Source organism: Streptomyces prunicolor NBRC 13075 (assembly GCF_000367365.1).
Taxonomy (GTDB): Bacteria; Actinomycetota; Actinomycetes; order Streptomycetales; family Streptomycetaceae; genus Streptomyces; species Streptomyces prunicolor.
The window spans coordinates 1-17,597 of record NZ_BARF01000155.1 but is presented as its reverse complement, the minus strand read 5'-3'; the positions used below and the strand labels follow the sequence as shown (position 1 = coordinate 17,597).

The 17,597-nt window shown below is 69.9% G+C and carries 18 protein-coding genes; 13 read left to right on the top strand and 5 right to left on the bottom strand.

Translation table 11 applies throughout. The features are described from left to right. Nucleotides 1-22 precede the first annotated feature (22 nt). From SPR02S_RS53010 to SPR02S_RS52985, 6 genes are read left to right on the top strand one after another with little or no spacing between them, the layout of a single operon-like run. A complete protein-coding gene (locus SPR02S_RS53010) occupies nt 23-829 on the top strand; it encodes a LamB/YcsF family protein (RefSeq protein ID WP_019065181.1) in 807 nt (268 codons plus the stop codon). Nucleotides 830-852: 23 nt separating this feature from the next. Continuing rightward, nucleotides 853-1,581, top strand: coding sequence for a 5-oxoprolinase subunit B family protein (locus tag SPR02S_RS53005; RefSeq protein ID WP_019065180.1), 729 nt, complete (start codon nt 853-855; stop codon nt 1,579-1,581). Beyond that, nucleotides 1,578-2,633 (top strand): 5-oxoprolinase subunit C family protein, encoded by a 1,056-nt coding sequence (locus SPR02S_RS58455; protein ID WP_019065179.1) that lies wholly within the window; start codon nt 1,578-1,580, stop codon nt 2,631-2,633. Before SPR02S_RS53005 ends, SPR02S_RS58455 begins: the two co-directional genes overlap by 4 nt. 53 nt (nt 2,634-2,686) lie before the next feature. After that, the gene (locus SPR02S_RS52995) at nt 2,687-3,484 is read left to right on the top strand and encodes an SDR family oxidoreductase (protein ID WP_026151714.1); all 798 of its coding nucleotides are present in this window, start codon (nt 2,687-2,689) and stop codon (nt 3,482-3,484) included. A 50-nt stretch (nt 3,485-3,534) separates the two neighbouring features. Further along, nucleotides 3,535-4,704 carry a pyridoxal phosphate-dependent aminotransferase gene (locus tag SPR02S_RS52990; protein WP_019065177.1) on the top strand — a complete coding sequence of 390 codons (1,170 nt, stop codon included), beginning with the start codon at nt 3,535-3,537 and terminating at the stop codon, nt 4,702-4,704. Between the two features lie 33 nt (nt 4,705-4,737). After that, nucleotides 4,738-5,325, top strand: a complete 588-nt coding sequence (locus SPR02S_RS52985) for a TetR/AcrR family transcriptional regulator (protein ID WP_019065176.1) — start codon at nt 4,738-4,740, stop codon at nt 5,323-5,325. 400 nt (nt 5,326-5,725) lie between these two features. Here the strand turns inward: SPR02S_RS52985 and SPR02S_RS52980 are convergent, their stop codons facing one another. After that, nucleotides 5,726-6,007, bottom strand: a complete 282-nt coding sequence (locus SPR02S_RS52980; protein WP_019065175.1) for a family 43 glycosylhydrolase — start codon at nt 6,005-6,007, stop codon at nt 5,726-5,728. A 26-nt stretch (nt 6,008-6,033) separates the two neighbouring features. Continuing rightward, entirely contained in the window at nt 6,034-7,791 is a 1,758-nt protein-coding gene (locus SPR02S_RS52975) for a hypothetical protein (protein WP_019065174.1), read from the bottom strand. A 119-nt stretch (nt 7,792-7,910) separates the two neighbouring features. Here SPR02S_RS52975 and SPR02S_RS52970 point away from each other — a divergent pair, with 119 nt between their 5' ends. Beyond that, nucleotides 7,911-8,894 (top strand): LacI family DNA-binding transcriptional regulator, encoded by a 984-nt coding sequence (locus tag SPR02S_RS52970; protein WP_019065173.1) that lies wholly within the window; start codon nt 7,911-7,913, stop codon nt 8,892-8,894. A 92-nt stretch (nt 8,895-8,986) separates the two neighbouring features. Here SPR02S_RS52970 and SPR02S_RS52965 read toward each other — a convergent pair whose 3' ends face one another. Together SPR02S_RS52965 and SPR02S_RS58450 are read right to left on the bottom strand one after the other, a co-directional pair. Next, nucleotides 8,987-10,279 carry an enolase C-terminal domain-like protein gene (locus SPR02S_RS52965; RefSeq protein ID WP_019065172.1) on the bottom strand — a complete coding sequence of 431 codons (1,293 nt, stop codon included), beginning with the start codon at nt 10,277-10,279 and terminating at the stop codon, nt 8,987-8,989. Nucleotides 10,280-10,283: 4 nt separating this feature from the next. After that, nucleotides 10,284-11,570, bottom strand: coding sequence for an ABC transporter substrate-binding protein (locus SPR02S_RS58450; protein WP_158698022.1), 1,287 nt, complete (start codon nt 11,568-11,570; stop codon nt 10,284-10,286). A gap of 261 nt (nt 11,571-11,831) precedes the next feature. Between SPR02S_RS58450 and SPR02S_RS52955 the strand changes: the two genes are divergently transcribed. Genes SPR02S_RS52955 through SPR02S_RS52935 form a run of 5 tightly spaced genes read left to right on the top strand, consistent with a single transcriptional unit; the run spans nt 11,832 to nt 16,833 of the window. Then, nucleotides 11,832-12,794, top strand: a complete 963-nt coding sequence (locus tag SPR02S_RS52955) for a carbohydrate ABC transporter permease (RefSeq protein WP_019065170.1) — start codon at nt 11,832-11,834, stop codon at nt 12,792-12,794. After that, nucleotides 12,794-13,663, top strand: a complete 870-nt coding sequence (locus tag SPR02S_RS52950; RefSeq protein WP_019065169.1) for a carbohydrate ABC transporter permease — start codon at nt 12,794-12,796, stop codon at nt 13,661-13,663. Before SPR02S_RS52955 ends, SPR02S_RS52950 begins: the two co-directional genes overlap by 1 nt. Before the next feature lie 10 nt (nt 13,664-13,673). Then, complete coding sequence (locus SPR02S_RS58445) at nt 13,674-14,225, top strand: hypothetical protein (RefSeq protein ID WP_019065168.1); 552 nt, start codon at nt 13,674-13,676, stop codon at nt 14,223-14,225. Between the two features lie 44 nt (nt 14,226-14,269). Then, nucleotides 14,270-15,511 (top strand): Gfo/Idh/MocA family protein, encoded by a 1,242-nt coding sequence (locus SPR02S_RS52940; RefSeq protein WP_019065167.1) that lies wholly within the window; start codon nt 14,270-14,272, stop codon nt 15,509-15,511. After that, nucleotides 15,508-16,833 carry a Gfo/Idh/MocA family protein gene (locus tag SPR02S_RS52935; RefSeq protein ID WP_019065166.1) on the top strand — a complete coding sequence of 442 codons (1,326 nt, stop codon included), beginning with the start codon at nt 15,508-15,510 and terminating at the stop codon, nt 16,831-16,833. The genes SPR02S_RS52940 and SPR02S_RS52935 overlap by 4 nt, the downstream gene beginning before the upstream one ends. Before the next feature lie 131 nt (nt 16,834-16,964). Here SPR02S_RS52935 and SPR02S_RS52925 read toward each other — a convergent pair whose 3' ends face one another. Next, nucleotides 16,965-17,297, bottom strand: coding sequence for an EthD domain-containing protein (locus tag SPR02S_RS52925; protein WP_019065164.1), 333 nt, complete (start codon nt 17,295-17,297; stop codon nt 16,965-16,967). A gap of 65 nt (nt 17,298-17,362) precedes the next feature. Here SPR02S_RS52925 and SPR02S_RS52920 point away from each other — a divergent pair. Beyond that, the coding region (locus SPR02S_RS52920; RefSeq protein ID WP_019065163.1) for a TetR family transcriptional regulator at nt 17,363-17,597 on the top strand (235 nt) is incomplete at its 3' end.

The window sequence follows — 17,597 nt, the reverse complement described above, 5'->3', positions numbered from 1 at the left end:
CCGCCACCACCTGGGAGACACCATGGGAATCAACTCCGTAGCCGTCGTCGCCGACCTCGGCGAGAGCTTCGGCAACTACACGATCGGCGACGACAACGCCTTGCTCGGCCTCGTCACCGCGTCGAACATCGCCTGCGGCTTCCACGCCGGCGACCCGCGCGTCATGGACAAGACCGTCGCCGACTGCGTCGAGCGCGGCATCGAACTCGGCGCGCACCCCGGCTACCCCGACCTCGTCGGCTTCGGCCGCCGGCTCATCGAGGCGTCCGAGGAGGAGATCCGCACCGACGTCCTCTACCAACTCGGCGCGCTCGACGCCTTCGCGCGGGTGCACGGCGGAACGATCACGCACGTGGCACCGCACGGCCGTATGGGCTCGATCGCACAGACGGACGCCAAGCACGCCCGCGCCATCACGGATGCGGTCGCCGCGTACGACAAGGACTACGTCGTCATCTGTCAACGCGGCCTGCTCGCCGAGGAGTCGCGCAAGCGCGGCCTCGATGTCGGTTACGTCTTCCTCGCCGACCGCGGCTACGGCGACGACGGCATGCCCGTCTCCCGTTCGCACGAAGGGGGCCTCATCTACGACCCCGAGCTCATCGGCGAGCGCTCCGCGCAGGTCGTGCAGGAGGGCACGGTGCGTTCGGTCGACGGCAACGTCGTACCGCTCGGGCACGACGCCGATGTCCTGCTCCTGCACGGAGACCACCCGACCGTCCTGAAGAACGGCCTCGCGCTGCGGGCCGCACTCGACAAGGCGGGAGTTCGCGTCGCGGGCCTGCGGGACGTACTGAAGGAGAAGGCCGAGGTCGCGCTCGCCCGTTGAGGGCGGCGCGCGGGAGCCAGCCGATGACCACTGCACCGTTCACCACCGTCGCCGTCGAGCCCTTCGGGGACTCGGCGGTGATGGTGACCGTCCCCCACCTCGACCAGGCGGTCCGCAGGTCCGCGATCGTCGCCTTCCGCAACCGCTTCCTGGCACACCGCCCGCACGGCGTGCTCGACGTCGTCTCCGGACTGGAGTCGCTGCTCGTCGAGTTCGACCCGCTGCGGACCGCGCCGGAGCAAATGGAGTACGCGGTAAGGCTGTTGGCCCGCCTGCCGGACGACTGGTCGGAACGTCCGCGTACGGTGCGCGAGTTCGCGGTCCCGGTCGTGTTCGACGAGGAGACCGGACCCGATCTGGCGGCCGTCGCCGAGGAAGTGGGCCTGGACCCGGACGAGTTGGTCGAGGCGATCGCCAAGTCCACTTTCACGATCGCCCTGTTGGGCGCCGCGATGGCTCCGATGATGGACGGGCTCGGACTGCCCCGTCCGGTGCGCCGGCGGGCCGAGCCGCGGACGGACGTCGCTCCCGGAGCGCTCATGATCGCCGGGGACAACGCGATCATCCAGCCGTTCCCCGGTCCGACCGGCTGGCGTGTAGTGGGACGGACCCCGCACACCGTCGTCGACATCTCCCGCCCGGATCCCGTCTCGTTCGGCACCGGCGACGTCGTGCGCTTCGTTCCCGTCACGCGGGACGAGGCGGCGGCCCTGGACGCCGGTTTTCTGCTGCCGGTGGGGGTGTCCCTGTGACGACCGCGATCACCTCGGCCACGAAGACCGTGGCGCTCGAATGCACCGACGCCGGATGGATCACGACCTTCCAGGATCTCGGCCGCCGCGACACGGAACGGCGCGGTGTGCCCACCGGTGGCGCGGCCGACCAGCACTCGGCGGTCGTCGCGAACCTCCTCGTGGGCAACCCTCGCGGCGCGACACTGATCGAGAACCTGGGCGGCGAACTCGCGCTCGTCCCCGACGCCGACGTCCTGGTCGCCGTGACGGGCGCGCGCGCCCGCGTCACCATCGGCGGTGCCCCCGTGGGGAGTTGGTCACCGCTGGTGGTGCCGGCGGGCCAGGAAGTACGGGTCCACGCCGAGGTCGGCCGGGGCACCCGCACCTACCTCGCCGTGCACGGCACGCTCGCCGCGCAGACCCTGCTGGGCAGCACCGCGCCGGACGCCCGGATGGGCTTCGGGCAGGTGATCACGCGGGGCTCGCGGGTGCTGCTGGAGACCGGGTTCCGAGGTTTTCCGCGCCGGTACTTCGAGCCGCCGTTGTTCCGGCTGCCGGTCCCCGTCCCCCGTTTCGACGAAGGACCCTGGGTCGTCGACGTCGTGGCGAGCCACGGCATCCACACGATCCCGGGCATCCGCGAGGTGATCGAGGACTCGGAGTACGTCGTCACCCCTCGGTCGAATCACGTCGGGCTGCGGCTCGACGGACCGGTGCTGCACCCCGACACCGGCGCCGAGATCGTCTCGCACGGGGTTCCCGTCGGGGCGCTCCAGATCCCACACGCGGACGAGCTGATCGTCCTCGGCAGATACCGGAGTCTGACGGCGGGCTATCCGATCGTCGGGGTCACCGCGCGGGACTGTCTGCCGCTGCTCGGACAGGCCGGACCGGGGCAACGCCTGCGGTTCCGGTGGACCGACCACGAGAGCGCGGTCCGGCGACTCGCGCGACGCGAGGCGGAGGTGCGCGCCCTGGAACACGCGGTGGCGGAGGCGTTCGCCGCTCTCGGATTCAAAACGCCTCGCGGACTCGCCGTATCCGGGGCACCCTTGCCCGGCAACACATGAGAAGTTATTCTCATTTGCAGCTCTCGCATCACATCGGCCATGGAGGAGAAACGGTGACGACGTCAGCCGGCAGGATCGCGCTCATCACAGGAGCCGGCAGCGGGATGGGGCTGGAGACCGCGCGGTTGCTGGCCCGGGACGGCGCCACCGTCGTACTCGTCGGCCGCAGGCAGGAGGCCCTCGACAAGGTCGAGGCCACCATCCACGCGGAAGGCGGCACCGCCCTCGCACTCGCCGCGGACATCACCGACTCCGCCGACGTGACGCGCGTCCTCGACCGGGTGCACGCCGACCTCGGCCCGGTCGACATCCTCGTCAACAACGCGGGCAGCGCGTCGACGGTGCTCAACCCGCAGTGGCTTCCGCACGACGAGTGGCGCCAGGTCCTCGACGTGAACCTCACGGCCGTCTTCCAGCTCACCCAGGCCGTGCTCCCCGACATGCTCGGACGCGACACCGGAACCATCGTCACCGTCTCCTCGCTCGCCGCCGTCAACCCCAACCTGCTCGGCGGCGCGGCCTACGGCGCGGCGAAGGCCGGGGTGCGCAACTTCATGACCTTCCTGCACAACACGTTTCGCAACCAGGGCCTGCGGGCCATCACCGTGCTGCCCGGTGAAGCGGACACGCCCATCCTCGACAACCGCGCACGGCCGCCGGCCGTGGCGGAACGCGCCCACATGGTGCAGCCGGAGGACGTGGCCGAGGCCGTCCGCCTCGCCGTCGCCCTCCCCCAGCGTGTCGTCCTCCAGGAGATCGTCGTCGCCCCGACGCGGCAGCGGGACACCTCCGCCGACCTGGAGATCAGCCGCTGGGCGGGCGCCCCCGCCGACGCGACACCCCGGCCCTGACCCCTACTTCGAGCACCCGCTGCCAACACCTCGCTTCCAGAAGGAGCCGCATGCCGTCCACCGTCTCCACCCACCCGCCCCGGTTCGCCACCGCCGAGGCCGTCGCCCGGATCGTCGCCGCCTCCCGCCGGACGCAGCAGCCGCAGTCCCGGGGCGACCTCGTCTCCCTCGCCATGGGCGAACCCGACTTCGACACCCCCCAGCAGGTGACCGAGGCCGCAACCGCCTCACTCCGCGCCGGACGCACCCACTACTCCCCCCTGCTCGGCGAACCCCACCTGCGCGAGGCACTCGCCGAGAAGCTGCACGGCATCGCCGGCACCCCGGTCTCCGCCGCCGACATCCTCATCACCCAGGGCGGCACCGCCGGCCTCGCCGCGGCGATCCTCGGCATCGTCGACCCCGGCGACAAGGTGGTCATCCCCGACCCCACCTACTCCCTCTACGCCGATCTCGTCAGCATGGCCGGAGGCACCGTCGTCCCCGTCCCGCTCGGCCCAGACCTGCACTGGGACCTCGACCTGCTCGCCGACGCCCTCGCCGACGCGAAGCTCTTCGTGTTCTGCAACCCGAGCAACCCGACCGGCATCGTGCACAGCCGGGCCGAACTCGACGCGCTCGCCGACCTGTTGGACGGCACGTCCACGATCGTCATCTCCGACGAGGCGTACGCCGACCTCGACTACACCGGCCGCCCCTTCACCTCGGCACTCGCCGTCGACGGCCTGCGCGACCGTACGGTCTACTGCCAGACCTTCTCCAAGAGCTACGCGATGACCGGCTGGCGCGTCGGCTACCTGTGGGGCCCAACACCCCTGATCCAGGCCGCCGCACGCATCCACAACACCTTCAACGGCTCCGTGAACACCTTCATCCAGGACGCCGCCCTCGTCGCCGTGCGGACCTGCGACGCCGACATCGCCAGGATGCGGAACGCCTACGAGGAGCGCGGCGCGATCATGCGCACCGAACTCGCCAAGATCCCTGGCCTCACGCTCAGCCGGCCGGAGGGAGCGTTCTACCAATTCCCGCGCTACGACGTCGACTTGCCCTCCGTGGAGGTCGTTGCCGCGCTGCGCACGCACGGGGTGGCGGTCCGACCGGGGAGCGAGTTCGGCGCCCGGGGCGAGGGGCATCTGCGGCTGTCGTACGCTGCCAGCCCGGAATCCATCACCGAGGGCGTCCGCCGGCTGGCGTACGGGCTCTCGGTCCTTCAGTGAACGCCGTACCGCAGGCAACCGGGGAGTCGACCCATGCGCAGTGACACCGAACGCAACCGCAAGTACCTCATCAAGGCCGCCGCGCTGCTGTTCGAGAACTCGCCGACACCCGTGAGCCTGGCCGAGATCGCCAAGCAGGCCGAGGTGTCGACCGCCACGGCGTACCGGCACTTCTCCTCCGTCGAGGACATCCTGCACGCCTTCCGGGCCCAAGTCGGCTCAGAACTAAGGGACTTCAGCGCACAACAGACCACCCGGGGCATGGCGAGACTCGAAGCGGTGTCGCGGTACTGGGTGTCGCTCGTCATCGAGCACGGCGGGGCGATGGCGCAGATGCGCTCGCACCGCGGATACCTCGAACGACTCCGCGAGAACACCGGCTATCTCACCCCGCAGGCGGAAGCACTCGCCGAGCCGTTGCGTCAGACCACCGAAGAACTCGGTCTCGTCGACCTGGGCGACGAGGCCCTGTTCCTGTGGAACGCCTTGTTCGATCCCCGCGACATCCTTGACCTCATCAAGAACGGCCACACCGAGGAGGAGGCCGCCACCCGCCTGGTCGGTGCCCTGCGCGGCGCCCTCATCGGCTGGTCCGGGGCGGCGTCCGACGGGAACCGCTGAGGTCCGTCCGGAGCCGAGACCGCCTCGCGCGCGGTGATACCGGGACGAGCGCGAGCCGGTCGGCTTTTCAGGTGGCCCCGACCGCCCCGAAGTACGCCTGACCGGTGCCGGGAGTGCCGGGTGGCGCGGTGGCGAAGAGGCCGAGTTCGGCGGAGGTCCACAGGGCGGGGAGGGCATGAAAGCCGTCGAGGGCGACGGTCCATTCCCCGACGGGTCGTGCGGAAGCGGAAGGTGCACAGGCCGTCGTCGCCGTCGATCACGGTGACGGGCGGGCCCAGGACCCTACGGGCGTCGGGGCTGATCTCGACCGTCGACAGGCGGTTGTTGCGGTCGGGCCATGGCCCCTCCGGGTCCTCGGTGGTCAGCACGAAGATGCCCTGGTCGGGTCCGGGTAGAAGATTCAGAACAGCCCGACGTGGTGCCGGAGGGCGGGCGCCCGGACTCCGGCGCCGTGGCGTGGGAGGTTGAAGTGCGCGGCGGGCGGGAGTGCCGACAGGACGCGGGCTACTGGCTCCCAGTGGAGCAGATCGGGTGAGCACAGGACCGGCAGCCCGGGAGTGCGGTGGCCGCTGGAGGCGACCAGGAAGTACGTCTCGCCGACCCGCATGGCGTCGGGGTCGGGGTCGGGGTCGGGGTCGGGCCAGTCGGCGTTGAGGACGGGATTGCGGTACAGGGCGGACACGTCACGGACCTCCGGTCGGCACAGAGTCAGCGCAGGGTCAGGCGGTACGTCGTCTGCGTACGGCCGGTGATCAGGACGCGGATGCCGTCCGGGATGAGGGAGCCGCCGAGCCAGGCATAGCGCTCGCCGGGGTCGACGACCGGTGGCTGCCGGCCGCCCTTACCGTTGCCGGGACCGAAGATGATGCGGTCCTCCCCCACGGTGTACACGGCCTCGCCATGGACGAGTTGATATGTGGTGTCGGAGACCCGCTCCAGACCGTCGCCGGTCAGCTCGCCCCCGGGCCGGAAGCACAACTCCAGCGCGAACGGCACATCGGCCCCGGTCTGGGAGCAGGTCAGGTCCCAGCCGAAGCCCGGCACCTCCCGGAGCAGGATCTCCGTACGGAGCGTCCGGTACTCCCGTTCGCGGTGCGGGAAGTCCATCGACGACCAGAAGCGGCCGTCGTCGGTGAGCGCGTAGCCGCCGTCCTGCCGCCGGTGGCCCGGCGGCAGTGGCTGGTGGTAGGCGCCGCGCACCTCGGCGGACAGCCGCCAGCCGTCCGCGTCGCGCTCCAGGTCCTCGGCGCGGAAGTGGCCGAGGGAGAAGAACCGGGGTGCCAGCCGCAGGGAGTCGAGGATCGCCGCGCCCCTGCGCATCCTGAAGAACGTCGGGTTGGTGGACAAGCCCGAGGAGATGGCCCGGACCTCGGGGAAGTCCGTGCCGCCGAAGACGGTCGCGGTGTTCCGGCCGTCGCGTACGCGGACCAGCCGGCAACTGTCGTCATGGTGCTCGAAGTCCGTGGGCAGGGCGGCGGGTTCGGGGAGGTGGCGGGCCAGTTCGGGACGGTCGAGTACCTCGGCGAGCCGGTCGCCGGCCGGGGTCTCGCCGAAGGTCTGGTCCGTGCCGCGTTCGCCCAGAAGTGCGGCCACCGCGGCGAACCGGCCGTCGCCGTCACGGATCGCCAACTCCCGGTACTGGAGCCAGAATTCGGGGAGGTGGCGCAGCGCGGTCTGGTCCTGGCGCCGTGAATGGACGCTCTCCACCTCACCGTTGGGCTCGACGAGGTACAGGCCGGCGGTCAGATTGGCCCGTACGTTCGCGTAGAGGTCCTCGCGTCCGTGAAGGTGGGCGATCGTCAGCAGGACCGGGTTGGTGACGGCAGCGGCGTAGTTGGGGCTGCGCTCGCTGTACTCGCCGCCCGGCAGCTGGTCGATGCCCTCGGCGAGCCAGGCGTCGATCCGGCGGACGTAGGACGGGTCGGGCCACTGGGAGTGGATGCGGGCGAGGGCCGCGCAGACCAGCCAGCGGTGGTTCGCCGTGTGGACACCGCCGGTCGCGAGCCCGGGACCCGCCGCGCGGAGAATCCGCCCGACCGTGCTCCGCAGCCGCTCGGTGGACGGGTGCGCGTCCTGGTCGAGAAGGCCCCGGGCCAGGGCGAGGTCGACGACGGAGAAGGCGGTGTCCGGCGGGGAGTGGGCGCCTCCCTGGTCCCACAGACCGTCCTCGAACTGCTCCTCGGCGAGGACTTCCGCCAGTTCTTCGAGCGGGGCGAGCAGGGTGCTGTCGTGGTGGTACGCCGAGCCGCCGTACACGTGGACGGAGGTGAGGGTGCGCAGTGAGCGGGCGGCGGCGCGCGCCTTGCCCAGGTCTCGGAGTTGGGTGAGGTCGTCGGCGTGGCTTTTCAGGACGTCCGTCGCGCGGGCGTCGGCGGCGACACCGAGGAGCGCGAGGAAGTGCTGGTCGTACCGGCTGTCGGTGGGGTCGACCGACTCAATGCGGTGACGGGGCTGGTCCGGGGTCATGCTCGACGCTCCTCGGGCTGTACTGGGGAAAGCCGCTTCGGGCCACGGAGAGTGCGATCTTGATTGACGCCCGTGAGCAGGGGTGTCAACCTCGGCACGTGCAGGTGACGATTCGAGATGTGGCGAGGACGGCCGGGGTCTCCCCGTCCACCGTGTCCCGGGCGCTGTCGCCCGACGGAACGGTGAGCGAGAGCACGCGCGAGCGGGTGAAGGCCGCCGCCGACCGGCTCGGCTACCAGCCCAACCGTGCGGCGCGGGGCCTGATCACCGGTCGTACGGGCCATCTGGGGGTGATCGTCCCGGATCTGCTCAACCCGTTCTTCGCGGACATCTGCAAGGGCGTGCAGGCCCGCGCCCGGGGCCTCGGCCACGCGGTGTTCATCAGCGACTCCGAGCGCGACGAGGGCCTGGAGCTGGACGCGATCCGCACGCTGGGCCCGGAGGTGGACGGCATCGTGCTGTGCGCCCCCCACCTGAGCAGCGAGGAACTGGCCGCGCTGGATCAGGTCACCATGAAGCCGATCGTGTTGCTGCACCGCAAGGAGCCCGGCTTCGCGAGTGTCACGGCGGACATGGTGGAAGGGATGACCGACGCCCTGACCCATCTGCACGCGCTCGGCCACCGCCGGATCGCCTACGTGGGTGGCCCGCGCTCCACCTGGACGGCGCAGGAGCGGGCGGCCGGGATCAAGGCCATGGAGGACTCCGGCAAGGTCGAGATCATCCATGTGGGAAGTGTGGCCCCGCACTTCGACGGCGGGATCACGGGGGCCGCCGATGTGGTGCTGGCCAGCGGGGCGAGCGCGGTGGTGGCCTTCAACGACATCGTCGCGTTCGGGCTGATCAGCCGCTTCACCGCGCGCGGGGTGCGGGTACCGGACGAGATGAGCGTGGTCGGCTGCGACGACATCGCCCTGTCGGGTATGGCCGCTCCCCCGCTGACGACGGTCTCGGTGCCCAAGGCGCATGCCGCGCGGGCCGCGGTGGACCTGCTGTTCCGCATCCTGGGCACGCCCGCCGGCGAGGGGGCGGAACCTCAGCAACGGGTGCTGCCGACGCACTTGGTCGTACGCGGTTCGACAGCGGCGATCGAGCGGCGCTGAGCGGCCCTGTCCGGTGCGCGGTGCGGCCCGGTCGCCGGACGCCGGTCCGCTGCGCCCAACTCCCGTGCCCCGCAGGGCAGTTGCCCACAACCTCATGGCGTCACGCTGCGGCGGTACGCCTTGTCGTCGCGGTGCTCGCGGCCCAGGGAGAGATACGTGGCGTGCAGCCGGTCCAGTACCGTCCGGTCGAGTTGCACGCCCAGCCCGGGGCCGTCGGGAACCCGCACCGAACCGTCCTGGAACGACAGCGCGCCCGGCAGCACGACATCCTCCGCCGCGTTCCACGGATAGTGGGTGTCGCAGGCGTGGCCCAGGGCCGGGGTGGCCGCCGCCGCGTGGGTCATCGCGGCGAGGCTGATCCCCAGGTGGGAGTTGGAGTGCATGGACAGCCCCCAGCCGACCGCCCGGCACACGTCCCCCAGCGCGACGGATGCCCGCAGGCCGCCCCATATGTGGTGGTCGCCCAGCACGATCCGTACGGCGTTCCGTTCCAGGGCGGTGCGTACGCCCTCCAGCGAGGTCACGCACATGTTGGTGGCGAGAGGGATCGACGTGGTGGCGGCGACGGCCGCCATGTCCTCGACCCCGGCCACCGGATCCTCCAAGTATTCGAGGACGCCCTCCAGTTCACGGGCCACCGACAGCGCGGTCTTCACCGTCCAGGCGGCGTTGGGGTCGATACGGAGCGGAAGTCCGGGGAACGCGGCCCGCAGCGCGCGGACCGCCGCGATCTCCTCGTCCGGCGGGAAGACCCCGCCCTTGAGCTTCAGCGAGCGGAAGCCGTAGTGGTCCACCATCCGCTCGGCCTGGGCGACGATGCCGTCCGGGTCCAGGGCCGCGCCCCACTCGTCGTCGCCCGAGCCCGGGTGCCCGGCCCACTTGTAGAAGAGGTAGCCCGCGTACGGCACCGCGTCCCGCACTCGGCCGCCCAGCAGGTCCACCACCGGCACCCCGGCCCTTCCGCCCTGCGCGTCCAGGCAGGCGACCTCGATCGCGGAGTACACCCGCATCGCGTCGAAGGCGGGCGCGGGGACCGGCGCCGGGCCGCGTGATCCGGGCGTACGGCCGGACCAGCGCCGCCAGTTGGCGTCGGGCCCGTAGTCGACGCCGTCCGCCCGGCCGGCCAGCAGCTCGCTCACCAGTCGGGCCAGCGCCCCGGTGTCGTACACACTCATGCCCCGGATCCTGGTGGCGACCAGCTCCAGCCAGTCCAACTGCCAGGCGTGGCCGGTGCATTCGCCGAGGCCGGTCACCCCGCCGCCGGGGCCGTCCGTGACGAGCTCGATGACCGCGCGCAGGACGTGCGGCTCGTGCACCCCGTCTGCGTTGAGCAGCGGAGGGTCGCGGAAGGCGATGGGGGTGACCCTCAACTCGCTGATGATCACCGGCTCATCCCCCGGGGACGGAGGTGTGGAACTTGTCCCACATGTCAGCGGCGGCCGACTTGAGGTTCTTCTTACCGAAGATGATGTCCTGGTAGATGCTGGTGAAGTCGAGCTTGTCCTCGTCGCTGCCGGACGGTGGCGGAGCCGGCGAGGGCGAGAGCTTGCTCTGGATCGACGTGAGGAACTGGTAGACGGCCTTGTCGCCGCCGGTCAGAGTCGGGGCGAGGGCGGCGAGGTTCTGCGTGTTGGAGGGCAGCCCGCGCACCTGGCCGAGGATCTTCGCCGCGTCCGGGTCGTTCAGCAGGAAGTCGATCAGCAGCGCGGCCTCTGCCTTGTGCGCGCACTTGCGCTGGACGCAGAGCGCCTGCGAGGCGCCGCCGGTCATCCCGATCGGAGAGGTGGCCGTCTGGGTGGGGAAGGAGATGGGCTGCACCGCACCGTACGTCTCGAAGTACGACGAGGCGCTGGAGGTGATGGAGAACTCGCCGGTCGACAGCTTCCGGACCAGCGGCGAGTCGGCGGTCGAGCCGCTGGCGTAGGAGGCGGTGAGGCTTGGTGAGGTGAAGACGCCCTTGTCCCGCAGCCGGCCCATGTACTCCCAGAACTGGACGAGGTCGGCCTTCGTGAAGCCGAGCGAACCGTCGTTCTTGTAGAGGGGCTTGCCGTGCTGGACGAGCCAGATCTGGAAGATCTCGATGTGGCCGCTGAAGTCGGTCAGCGGCGCCCTGTCCGGTAGCGCCTTCTTCAGCGCGGGACCGATGTCGTTCAGCAGGTCGTCCCAGGTCCAGCCCGGTTTCGGAACGCCGACCCCGGCCTTGGTCCACAACTTGGCGTCGATCAGCAGGGCTTGGGTGGCGATGCCGGTCGGCAGCCCGTACAACGTGCCGTCGACGAGGCCGGTGCGGGCGTAGATGGTGGGTATGCGCTTCAGGGAGATCGTGGAGAACACGGAGTCGGTGAACTTCGAGAGCACGTTGCGGTCGGCGTAGGCACGCAGGTAGCCGAAGTCCATCTGGAGGACGTCGGGGCCGCTGCCGGCTGCGACCTGGGTGGCGAGCCGCTGGAGGTAGGCGGAGTAACCGGCGAACGAGGTCGTCACCTTGATGTTCGGATGGCGCTTCTCGAAGAGCTCGACCGCCTTCTCGGTGGCCAGGTTCCGGTCCCCGGAGCCCCACCACTGGAAGTCGATCGCCACTCTGCCACCGGTGGACGCCTCGCTCGTGCCGCACCCGACGGCGGCACCGGCCAGCGGGAGCGCTCCGAGCGAGGCGATGAGCCGACGGCGAGTCAATCCCGGTGAGGCGGATGGGGTCTGGGGACGGCGTGCTGCGGACATCGCGGCCCTTCGCTCGACGGTGCGGGAAAAACGGCTGCAAACGTTGCCACTCTGTTTCCAACTGGCGGGGAACGTACGCCCGTCGGAACGCTCCAGTCAATGAGAGCGACCTGATCAGCAGCCAAAACATAGTTTCGCCACGCCTCTTGTCGATGGTGAGGCCGCGTGCAATCGTTGCCGCCGACATCCAGCCTCACCGTGGAGGAGTGGACCCCGATGGCCCAGGCGACCGCGCCGCCCCGCCCCATGCCCCGCCCGAGTGGCGGCACTTCCGCCGCAGAGCCGCCGCCCAGGCGCCGCCGTTCCCAAGCCGTAGCGGGACACGTCTTCCTGGCCCCGTGGCTGATCGGCGCAGTCGTGCTGACGCTCGGCCCGATGCTCATCTCGCTGTATCTGTCGTTCACCGACTACGACCTGTTCTCCAGGCCGCACTGGGTGGGCCTGGCCAACTACCGGTACATGTTCGAGGACGACAAGTTCCTCACCTCGGCCAAGGTCACCCTGAAGTTCGTCCTCATCGGTGGCCCGCTCAAGCTGGCGGCGGCGCTCGGCGTCGCACTGCTGCTGAACCGCGCCCGCACCGGAGTCGGCCTGTACCGCGCCGCGTTCTACGCACCCTCACTGCTCGGCGCGAGCGTCAGCGTCGCCCTGGTGTGGCGGTCGCTGTTCGCCACCGGCGGGCTCACCGACCGCACCACGTCCTTCTTCGGCTGGCACGTCGGCGGCCTGACCGACAACCCGGACTACGCCATGTACCCGCTGGTGCTGCTGACGGTCTGGCAGTTCGGCGCACCCATGGTGATCTTCCTCGCCGGGCTCAAACAGATCCCGAAAGAGCTGTACGAGTCGGCGGCCCTCGACGGAGCGGGCCGACTGCGCACGTTCTTCTCCATCACTCTGCCGATGCTGTCACCGGTGCTCTTCTTCAACCTGGTCATGGAGATCATCCACTCCTTCCAGTCGTTCACCTCCGCGTTCGTGATCAGCGGTGGCACCGGAGGACCGTCGAACTCAACGCTCTTCTACTCGCTCTACCTGTACCAACAGGCGTTCACCAACTTCCACATGGGATACGCCGCGGCGATGGCCTGGCTGCTGCTGGCCGTCATCGCGGTGGTCACCTACGCCGCCTTCCGCAGCGCCCGGCTGTGGGTCTTCTACGGACAGGACGATGCGTGATGACGACCGTGACGACCCCGGTCCGCAGCCGCCCCCGCATACCCGGGCGCTCGCTGGCCTGGCACGTGATCTGCGTGGCGATCGGACTGGTGCTGCTCTACCCACTGCTGTGGCTGTTCACCGCGTCACTCAAGTCGGGTACCGAGATCCTCTCCAACCTCAGCCCCATCCCCAAGGTCTTCACGCCGGGCAACTACTCCAAGGCGGCGGACGGGATCAGCGGGCTGACCCTCTGGCGGCTGTTCGGCAACTCGCTGCTGCTCGCCTGCCTCGCCGTGGCCGGGAACGTGATCTCCTGCTCGCTCGCCGCCTACGCCTTCGCCCGGCTCCGGTTCTGTGCCCGCGGGCTCTACTTCTCCGTGATGATCGCCACGCTGATGCTGCCGATGCACGTCATGCTCATCCCGCAGTACGTCATCTACCAGAAGCTCGGCTTCCTCGGGACCTATCTGCCGCTCGTCATACCGAAGTTCCTGGCAACCGAGGCGTTCTTCGTCTTCCTCATCGTCCAGTTCATCCGCTCGCTGCCACGCGAACTCGACGAGGCGGCCGTACTCGACGGCTGCGGCCCCTACCGGACCTTCTGGTACATCATCCTGCCGCTGCTCAAGCCGGCCCTCGTCACCACGACGATCTTCTCGTTCATCTCCGCCTGGAACGACTTCTTCTCCCAGCTGATCTACCTCACCGACCCGAAGATGTACACGCTCCAACTCGGCCTGCGGCTCTTCGTCGACCAGACCGACAGCTCCGCCTACGGCCCGATGTTCGCGATGTCCGTCATCGCCCTGCTGCCGGTGCTGCTGTTCTTCCTCGCCTTCCAGCGCCTGCTGGTGGAGGGCGTCCAGACCTCCGGGTTGAAGGGCTAGGTGCGCCGTGATGCGTAGTTCCCGCTTCCATCTCTTCGCGGACTGCCTGCTGCTCGGGGTGTTCCTGCTGCTCTGCTCGCTCCCGGTGGTCACCGCCTACCCGGCGCTGGTGGCCGGCTGCACGGTGCTCCGCGAACAGGCCCACGGCGGCCCCGGGGTGACGCCGACGAACCTGCTCGCCGCGCTGCGCCGGGTGCTGCGCTCGGGGCGCGCCGTCGTGCTGGTCCCGGCCGGAGTGGTGGCCCTGCTGTGGCTGGACGCCGTCGCGCTGGACGCCCACGGCCCCGGGCTGGGAGCGGCCTTCGCCGTGGCCACCGCGATCCTCGCTGCGCTCGGCCTGCGTTGCGCCGCCGGGTGGCGGGAGGGGATGCCCTGGCGGGCCGTCCTCGTCGCGGCGTTCCGCTCCGTACCGGAGCAGCCGCTCGTGCCCGTGCTGCTGGCCGGTTCCGCGGTCGCCGTCACCGTCCTGCTGACGATGTCGCCGGTCCTGCTGTTCATCGTCCTCGGGCCGCTCGCCCTCGCGGCGACCGCCACCGACCTGTGGCGGCCGCTGCCGCTGTGACCACCCGTACATCCCCAAGTGACCCCATTCGAAAGGGCCGTTCCATGCCGTTCAACCTTGGCATCGTCGGCGCCGGGCAGTTCGCCGGTCAGTTCGCCAAGCTGTTCCACCTCCATCCCGGCGTCGCCGACGTCCACATCACCGACCTGATCCCCGAACGGGCCGAGCGCGTCGCCACCGAAGAGGAACTGGCGGGCACCTTCCCCTCCTACGAAGCCATGTTGGCGTCGCCGTCCGTCGACGCGGTGGCGATCTTCACCCAGCGCTGGACCCACGGCCCACTCGTTGTCCAGGCTCTGCGCGCCGGGAAACACGTGTACTCGGCGGTGCCGATGGCGGTCACCGAGGACGAGATCACCGTCATCATCGAGGCGGTACGGGCCACCGGGCTGACGTACATGATGGGCGAGACCAGCCACTACAACCCCGCGACCGTCTACGCCCGCGAGCGGATCGCCGACGGCGGCTTCGGGCGGCTGTTCTACGCCGAGGGCGACTACGTCCACGACATGGATCTCGGCTTCTACGAGGCCTACCAGTACAGCGGCGGCGAGGACTGGAAGTCCACCGCCAGTTATCCGCCGCTGCTCTACCCGACCCACTCCATCGGCGGGGTGCTCGGCGCCTGGAACACCCACGCGGTGAGCGTCTCGGCGATCGGCGTCACCGACGACCGCGACGACGGCGTCTTCGACAAGGATGTCAGCCAGTTCGGCAACGACTTCTCCAACGCCACCGCCCTGTTCGAGGTCGCGGGCGGCGGAGCGTTCCGTATCAACGAGTTCCGCCGGGTCGGATACCCCTCCCGCAAGCGCGAGTCCAGGTTCCGCTTCTTCGGCACCGAGGGCAGCTTCGAGCAGCTCGCGACGTACAGCGTGTGGCAGAACAAGGAGGGCGTCGAGGACGTCAGCGAACATCTGCGCCCCGTCCGCTCCCTCCCCACCGACGACCCGTCGCTGGAACACATAGCGCCCGCCCTGCGAGACGCCTTCGTCTCCGGAACGGCGCCGGTGCACGACCGCTCCCGGCTGCCCGAGGAGTTCAACCACGTCCACAACGGCCACGAGGGCAGCCACCACTTCCTCGTCGACGACTTCGTCACGGCCGTCAACGCCGGCTCCCTGCCGCCGGTCAACGCCTGGGTCGCCGCCCGCTACACACTGCCGGGCATCATCGCCCACCGGTCCGCGCAACACGGCGGAGCCAGGCTCCGGGTCCCCGACCACGGCGACGCGCCCACACTCGCACCACATGTCCCGCAACCCCGCCGAACGGAGAACGCATGATCCCCGACACCGCACGCCGTCGCCGCTGCGCCGTGGTGGGTCTGGGCGCCCGCGCCCAGCTCTTCACCCAGGCGCTGTCCGGTCCCTACGCGGACCGGGTCGAGCTGGTCGGCTTCTGCGATGTCAACGCCCACCGCATGGCCGTTCACAGCCAGTGGATCGGGGCGGACGTACCCGCGTACGCGGCCGAGGACTTCGAGGAGATGCTGCGCTGCGAACGCGTCGACCTCGTCGTGGTGTGCAGCGTGGACCGCACCCATGACCACTACATCGTGCGGGCGCTGGAGGCGGGCTGCGATGTGGTCACCGAGAAACCGATGACCACGGACGCGCCCCGCGCCCGCCGCATCCTGGACGCCCAGCGCCGCACCGGCCGCGAGGTGCGGGTCGCGTTCAACTACCGCTACAACCCGGTGCACGCCGCCGTGAAGGAGACCCTCGCGTCCGGCGCGATCGGCGAGATCGGCTCGGTGCACTTCGAGTGGCTCCTCGACCTGCGCCACGGAGCCGACTACTTCCGCCGCTGGCACCGCGACAAGGCCAACTCCGGCGGCCTCATGGTGCACAAGGCCAGCCACCACTTCGACCTGGTCAACTGGTGGCTCGGCACAGCACCGGAGACCGTCTACGCGCTGGGCGGGCTGTTCTTCTACGGCGACGAGGCCGGCCGGCGCCGGGGCCTCGCCCGCGACTACGCCCGCGCCCACGGCTCCCCCGCCGCCGAGGGCGACCCCTTCGCCGTACACCTGGCGGACTCGCCCGTGCTCAGCGCGCTCTACCTGGACGCGGAGGCCGAGGACGGCTACCACCGCGACCAGAACGTCTTCGGCCCGGGAGTCACGATCGAGGACGACATGGCAGTGCTGGTGAGCTACACCTCCGGCGCCACCCTCACCTACCACCTCAATGCCTACGCACCCTGGGAGGGCTACCGGATCGCCTTCAACGGCAGCGCAGGACGCCTCGAACTCCTCGTCGAGGAATCCACCTGGACCCGGCCCCGGGCACGGACAGACAGCACGAGCGCGGTCATGCACGGAACAGCGGTCGGCGACGACGCCGGGCGTACGCAGCTGTTGCTGCGCCGGTTCTGGGAGCAACCGACCGAGGTGAAGGTCGCGACGGGAGAGGGCGGGCACGGCGGGGGTGATGTCCGCATGCTCGAGGACCTGTTCGGCGGGCCGCCCACCGGCGGTCCGGACCCGCTCGGCCGGGCGGCGGGCGCGATCGACGGGGCACGGTCCCTGGTCACCGCGCTGGCCGCGAACCAGTCCTTCGAGACGCGGCTCCCGGTGAAAGCCCGGGATCTACTGGAGGTGTGACCGTTGACGCCGCGTTGCCTGTCAGCAGGGCCGTGGCCGCGAGATATGAAAAGTTGGCCGTGCGCTACGAAGCCGCTGTGCTCGTCGCGGCCGTCAGCGAGTGGCTGTGACCGGCACTGCCGCAACAATCCCTAGACCAGCTGCACGCTGCGGTCCAAGACGGCCGAATGAATACCGACGGACGTGTCCCGCATGTAGGCCGTCCGCAGTTCGTGCGCTTTCCGGTATTCCTCGGTCGCGAGGGCCTCGCGCATCTCCTTCTCCGACTCGAAGCTGATCTGCACGATCGCGTCGATCGGATCTTCCTCGCTGTCCGTCGCGAGGTCTGTCAGGTAGTACTGCACGTACTCCTTGACCTGGGGAAGGGCCACATAGGTCGGCCCGTACTCCAGTTCCATGAAACGGCGGAAGTCCTCCGTGGAAATCTCCGGGCGCTTCCTGATCACCGTCATCAGCTGCAGCATGTCACTACCACCTTCCTGAACACCTGTTCATTGCAAGCTACCATGAACGGGTGTTCAATGAATCGGTGACCAAGGCAGACAACCGCGACCTGCGCTCCGAGCTCGTGGCAGCCGCGATCGGCATGCTGGCCGAGCCCCAAGCGGTGGCCGTTCCGTCGCTACGCTCGATCGCCCGGGCCTGCGGGGTGGCCCCCTCGGCCGTGTACTGGCACTTCCCCTCCGAGGCCGACCTGCGCTCGGCAGTGCTGGACGCCGAATACACCTCGCTGGTCGAAGCGGTCGAGTCGGCCCTCGACGCCA